The following is a 6,089-nucleotide window of genomic DNA, read 5'->3' as shown; positions in this document are numbered from 1 at the left end:
CTTTAAACATAAATTGCCTCTATTTATTCTTTATAGGTGTTTTAGTTCTATCTATCCATTTTTTTATTGGCCGATACAATCAGCATCATGGGACGGCGCATTTCATCCTGCATCCCCGGAATATCCATCATGTTTTCCGGCGGCTGTGGCTCCACAATCTGATTTATTATAAAACCATTTGAAAGCAGCGTATTTAGATATGTGGTCAGTGTTCTATGATATTTTGTAACCTTTTCTCCCAAAAATACAGCTGTCCGTTTGCCCTCATAATAATAATTATCCACTGGAAAATGCAGTATTTCTCCTTTTTCGTTATAATGCCAGTCTTGTGTTCCATAGGCAGTAAAAACAGGATGTTCAACCGTAAAAACTAGCTTACCACCAGACTTCAGTATTCTATATATCTTTTTTACTAAAATCTCATAATCTGCTACATAGTGAAACGCAAGTGAACTTAATATTACATCAAAACTCTCCTCTGGGAATTCCACATCTTCTATAGCACAGCATTTATATTCAACCTGTGGAAAATGTGTTTTTTCTTTGGCTACCTCGAGCATTTTATGAGAAATATCAACACCTACAACAGAAGAAGCACCGTGTTCCATCGCATAAATACAGTGCCATCCATAGCCGCATCCTAAATCAAGCACACGCTTATCTTTAAAATCCGGCAGCAGCTTTCTCAATGTTTCCCATTCTCCTGCACCGGCTAGTCCCTGCTGTGAGCGACTCATTTGACTGTATTTTTGAAAAAATATATTATCATCATATTTGTTTTCTTTCATCTGAATTCCCCTTGTTTAAAAAGTTATTTATCTCCGTTGCAATTTTCTTCACTTCTTTATAAGGCTTCCCGGTCATATCATAGCATTCAAAAAGTGAAAGACCGAGTAATTCAAAAATATGATTAACCCTTTGGCGTATTTTTCAGGTTTATATTAAAAAGTTTCAAGCAGTTTTATAGCTTTCTTTTCGCCTATTCGAACGTGGTGGAAAGTACGCGAACATAAATTCCCGCGCCCCTATGCGCACGCAGTGCGCTCACGTGCCGAAGGCACATATCGCGCCAGAGGCATATCGCACGCGAATGAAATGTAGCGTATATCGCAAATCCGTGAGGATTTATATCGCTTTAGTTTGTCTGCTTCGTCAGACAAACTAAACTTTCCACGTGGCTGGAGAGGACAGAATGAATGTCATTTGAGTACGTCCGTTCTCGGAAACATATCCACTTCGCTTTTGGCACTATCGGTATACGGGAACATATCCAATCTCTCTCAGGAATGTATACCATACTTTTAAAAGGCAGAATAGCATTTTAACTAATGCTACCCTACCTATAACTAAACATTTACAGTTGCATGTGGCCTATTGTTTTTAGCCGTTAAATATTTTATAACTATTAAATAGCGATACAAATTGTTCGAAACTAATATTGTTTATATCATAAATTCTCGCATATTTTAAAGCTTTATTAAATTGATTTTTTGTAAACAGTTTTTCATACTCTTTGTTAACCCATTTCATTACAAAAGTTTCATATTTTTTTCTCTCTTTAAATGCCATTTTTGCTGGCTTTCTTTTTAATACAATTAATGCGCTATCCACTTTAGGTTTTGGATGGAAATAATACCTGGGAATTTTTGCTAATATAGAAATATCTACCTCTGCCATTAACAGCAATGCTAGTGATCTGTTTGTATCTAATAACATTTTAGCAAAACCATATTCTACTATTAAATAACTTATTGTGGCTGAACTTTCAAAAACAATTTTTCGAATTATATTTGTGCTTATGTTGTAAGGTATGCTGCCAAATATTTTATATGGATTGTGGCTAGGAAATGTAAATTTTAGTATATCATCATTTACTATTTGATAGTTAGGATAATTTAAGAGCTTATTACGAGTTACCTCACATAATTTAGAATCAATTTCTATCGCCGTAACAAAATTACATCTCTTTACCAATTCAGCAGTAAAATGACCTTTCCCTGCACCTATTTCAAAGATGTTATCTTTTTCATCTAAACTTATGCAATTCATTATTTTTTCTATGTGATATTTTGAAGTAATAAAATTTTGACTATCTTTTATATTTACTTTGTTCATTATAACCCCTCCTTAATTTATTTCATTAACAAACAGTTTTTATGTTTTCATTTGGATATAGTTTTTTCTTATCTGGTCCTATCATAGGATACACCTCTCTTTCATACTTTTATATATTTTCTATCGTGTTTTATATGATTCATTATTTTGATACCATAGCAAAGCATCCTTTTCTAGTTGCTTTACAAATGCATCCTTACCAGTGCAGTAGCCTTCAATATCCTCCGAGAATCGATAAGCCAGCTCCATCTTTAATTCACCATACTCTAAAGCGATGTCTGGATGTGTACGCAGAAAGTCCCTTACTGCTATATGCCTATTAATATCTTTGTGATTGCTTTGCTCAAAAATATGAATCTGGTGTGTCCTGTTATCGCCGCCTTTGCGGAAATATCTACGTCCTTCAATACCAAACTCACCCATACACTCATAACCAATCGCTACAAATTCTTTGTTATGCTTATCAACCAAACTAATATTTGTCACTACGGGCATTATATCAATGATTGATTTAGCGGCTAACCCTTTGACTGCTGTACTGCCAATATGGTAAACCTCCACCAATATATCCTTCAATATATTCTTTATCTTCTGTGATTCATTTTCATACTCTACTTCCCAAAAGGGGTCGTACGGAACTACTCGTATAAACAATATAAACCCTCCAATCTCATTCTCAACGAATAATATTTTTAGAAAAAAGTCTTTATACTTTTTAACAATGGAGCCGCCAGCCAGAACAGACTATACTGATCAGCGACTACCTTAAATTTAATGTTTCAGATTTATTTTCTTATCTCTAATTTCATAAACTACATCAGCTACATTTTCGAGTAAGCGTTTATCGTGGGTGATAAACACGATAGTTCCGGCATACTCCTTCATTAGTATTTCCAAAGCCTCTAAACTTGGTATGTCAAGGAAGTTACTGGGTTCATCCATTAGTAGGATGTTATATCTACCCATGAGCATTTTAGCTAGCAACAATTTTATAATTTCTCCACCGCTTAAAACAGATAAGCTTTTTCCAATATCGTTCTGTTTGAACCCCATAGATGCTAGCACTGAACGAATTTCTGATATATTGTAATCACAATCCTCCTGCATAAACTCCATGACATTCTGATTACTGTTGTACTTGTAACCATTCTGTGCAAAGTAACCTATTTTTGCCTTAGGTGAAATAGAAATTCCTTCTTCATGGTTTAAGATCATTTGGATTAAAGTTGTTTTTCCGGTTCCATTACCACCAGTTAACGCCACTTTTGCTCCTAGAGGAATTTGAAAAGATGCATTTTCAAACAGTGCCTTATCCCCAAATATTTTATTAATTTCCGTACCGACTATAGGGTATGGATTATGGAGCTCCAATGCTTTACTTTGCCTGAAACGAATTCTGCGAATGTCTTCCGGAGCTTCTACATTTCCTAAGGCTGCAATCCTGTGCTCTAGGGATTTAGCGGCATTATGCATCTTTTTTTCCTTACTTCCTATTGATTTTTGATGAGCTAAACGCCCTCCGCCTTCAGTACTTTTTTTCTTTGAAGCACCTTTCGCCTTCTGTTCTATTTTACGAGCCTGTTTTCGCTTTTCCTCCGCAGCCCTTTCCAATCGGGCACGTTCCGCAATAAATTGTTCGTATTCTGCAGCTTGGCTCTTGCGTTCTTCCTCTTTCTGACGAAGATAATCAGAATAGTTTCCCCAATACTCAGTGATTTTGCCATCTTTCAGTTCCCATATTTTATCTACTATTTCATCAAGAAAATAGCGGTCATGGCTAATAACTAACAGTGCACCTGTAAAATATTTTAGCTGTCCAATTAGAAAATCAATTCCTTCACGGTCTAAATGGCTCGTAGGTTCATCCGCTAAAATACCATGAACCTGTGCCGATAAGGCCTGTGCTATTTTAAGCCTTGTTTCTTCACCACCGCTCATGGTCTGTATATCTAATTGCTCAACACCGAGCTTGCCTACAAGTGCAAAATCTTTTTCCACCTGCAAAGTTACTTCGTCCAACTGGGGAATATAGGCAAGTTCACCCAGACGATTCATTTTACATCCTGGGGGAGTTAATTCTCCTAAAAGTACCCTGAGTAAAGTGCTTTTTCCAGCACCATTTGCTCCTACTAAACCAATACGGTCATAATCATATACTTCTAATTCATTTATATCTAAAACATCGCGTCCTTTGAATTCCACACGAATATCTTTTGCTTTTAATATCAATTCCATAACATTTCCTCCTGTCTATAATCGCATGTTTTCTTTTGCTTGTACGCAGGGAAAACCCTGCGATTTTAGCAGGAAGAATTACATGAAAATTAAATACATAAATATGGTCCCTCCTATGAATTTTGTTTTAAATCTAATTTTCTAACCTCAGTTATCATGGGGCAAGCTATGGCAATGCCAATAATTAAAACACCTGATAGTAAAAACCAATGATTTACATCGATTCTATCAGCAAAGAATCCAGAAAGAATTAACCCAATTGGCATAGCAAGAGACATGATACTTCCAGTTAAAGAAAATACACGTCCTAAATATTCAGGCTTAATTTTCTCCTGAAAAAGAGCTGTTTGCACACCGCTGTAAAACGGACCCGAAAGCCCCATTATTGCACAGCAGACTACAAATATGAAAAATCCACTTTGAGGAAGTAATCCTGAAATGGTTAAGCTTATCCCCATCATAAAAATTGATGCCGTTATTAATAAGATTCGCTTTTGGTAATTCCCAAATAACCCTAATAATAGACCCCCTATCAACATACCAGAGGCATAAGCAATCTCCGTAATAGAAATATGCATCGGTGTACCATTAAAATATTCCATAGTGATTAAAGGATATAATGCATTTATGGGCATATAAACAAACATATATAATGTTCCAACGAGTAATAAAGCAAATAATCCTTTATTTTGCCGTAGTACAGCCATTCCTTCTTTCATTTCTCTTATGAAATTTGGTTTCAAACTTTGCACTTGATCACCTAGCTTAGGAATACGTACAATTGCTACCGTAATAGATGCAATCACAGCCCCCAATACATCGATGGCAATAATAGCATTTAGTTCCCAAACGGAGTATAAGAGTGCTGCAACCGCCGGACTAACAATATAGCTTATAGACTGCAAAGACTGACTATAGCCTGCACATTTCGTAAGCTGTTCTTCTGGTACTAAAAGTGGAGTAACCGCATTGAGAGCCGGGGTATGAAAAGCTGTTCCAATGCTACGGATGAACAATACTACCATAACCATCCAGATAGGTAACTCCATATACAATGCAACAATAGCTAGCACGGCCCCAGCTGCTGCGATAATTAAATCAGCACCAATCATTATCTTCTTCCTATCATGACGATCCACTAATACACCAATGGCTGGTCCAAAGACCGCATAGGGTAAAAAACCTACAAGTGAAGCCATAGACAAGACCATCGCAGATCCTGTTTTTTCTGTAAGGTAAAAAATAATCGCCATTTGCAGGATGGCACTAGTGATTAATGATACTGCCTGCCCTGCCCATATTGTATAAAACTTAAGTTTCCAATTGTTGTATTTTTCCATTTATACCTTAATTCCGCAACACTTTGATTTAACTTTATTTATAAGTTCCTGAGCAACAATAAGTTGCCTAGGATTTTGCCGTGTCAGATTTTTCACTTATCTTAGTGTTGCAATTAGAAAACAAGCGAAAATCGTAACAAGGCGCTGAAAAGTACAAATAAAATTCGAAAAACTCACACCTTTTGGAGGAATTTTTTCAATCATGGAGAAATTTGACTCCATGCTTTCACCCGTTATCGACTCAACACTGGGTCAGAGATGCCGCAGTATCATCGGATATCAGTTCAGCGAGATAGTCCGTTCGCTGATGAGCGTTTATTTCTGTGGCGGCTCATGCGTGGAAGATGTAACGTCACAACTGATGCGCCATCTCTCGTATCATCCTACCCTTCGTACATG

The 6,089-nt window shown here is 36.6% G+C and carries 5 protein-coding genes and 2 pseudogenes; 1 reads left to right on the top strand and 6 read right to left on the bottom strand.

The genetic code is table 11. The features are described 5' to 3' along the window. Positions 1-47: 47 nt before the first annotated feature. The 6 genes and pseudogenes from CIK90_RS06895 to mef(A) all read right to left on the bottom strand — a co-directional run bounded on the left by CIK90_RS06895 (position 48) and on the right by mef(A) (position 5,690). A complete protein-coding gene (locus CIK90_RS06895; RefSeq protein ID WP_005816203.1) occupies positions 48-788 on the bottom strand; it encodes a class I SAM-dependent methyltransferase in 741 nt (246 codons plus the stop codon). After that, positions 769-983, bottom strand: a pseudogene (locus CIK90_RS06890) (nucleotidyltransferase domain-containing protein); the annotation flags it as partial. The gene CIK90_RS06895 and the pseudogene CIK90_RS06890, both read right to left, overlap by 20 nt. Before the next feature lie 397 nt (positions 984-1,380). Beyond that, positions 1,381-2,115, bottom strand: a complete 735-nt coding sequence (gene erm(G) / locus CIK90_RS06885; RefSeq protein WP_008021360.1) for a 23S rRNA (adenine(2058)-N(6))-methyltransferase Erm(G) — start codon at positions 2,113-2,115, stop codon at positions 1,381-1,383. A gap of 120 nt (positions 2,116-2,235) precedes the next feature. After that, complete coding sequence (locus CIK90_RS06880) at positions 2,236-2,769, bottom strand: GrpB family protein (RefSeq protein WP_008665086.1); 534 nt, start codon at positions 2,767-2,769, stop codon at positions 2,236-2,238. Positions 2,770-2,886: 117 nt separating this feature from the next. Then, on the bottom strand, positions 2,887-4,350 hold the full coding sequence (gene msr(D) / locus CIK90_RS06875) for an ABC-F type ribosomal protection protein Msr(D) (RefSeq protein ID WP_008665088.1): 1,464 nt from the start codon (positions 4,348-4,350) through the stop codon (positions 2,887-2,889). Between the two features lie 113 nt (positions 4,351-4,463). Beyond that, positions 4,464-5,690: a macrolide efflux MFS transporter Mef(A) gene (mef(A), locus tag CIK90_RS06870; RefSeq protein WP_094464677.1), complete on the bottom strand. Its 1,227-nt coding sequence runs from the start codon at positions 5,688-5,690 to the stop codon at positions 4,464-4,466. A 202-nt stretch (positions 5,691-5,892) separates the two neighbouring features. On the opposite strand from mef(A), the pseudogene CIK90_RS06865 reads away from it, so the two are divergent. Next, a pseudogene (locus tag CIK90_RS06865) lies at positions 5,893-6,089 on the top strand (IS1380 family transposase); the annotation flags it as partial.

This window comes from Prevotella sp. P5-126, assembly GCF_002251185.1.
Classification (GTDB): Bacteria; Bacteroidota; Bacteroidia; order Bacteroidales; family Bacteroidaceae; genus Prevotella.
This window is presented reverse-complemented; position numbering and strand designations above follow the sequence as displayed.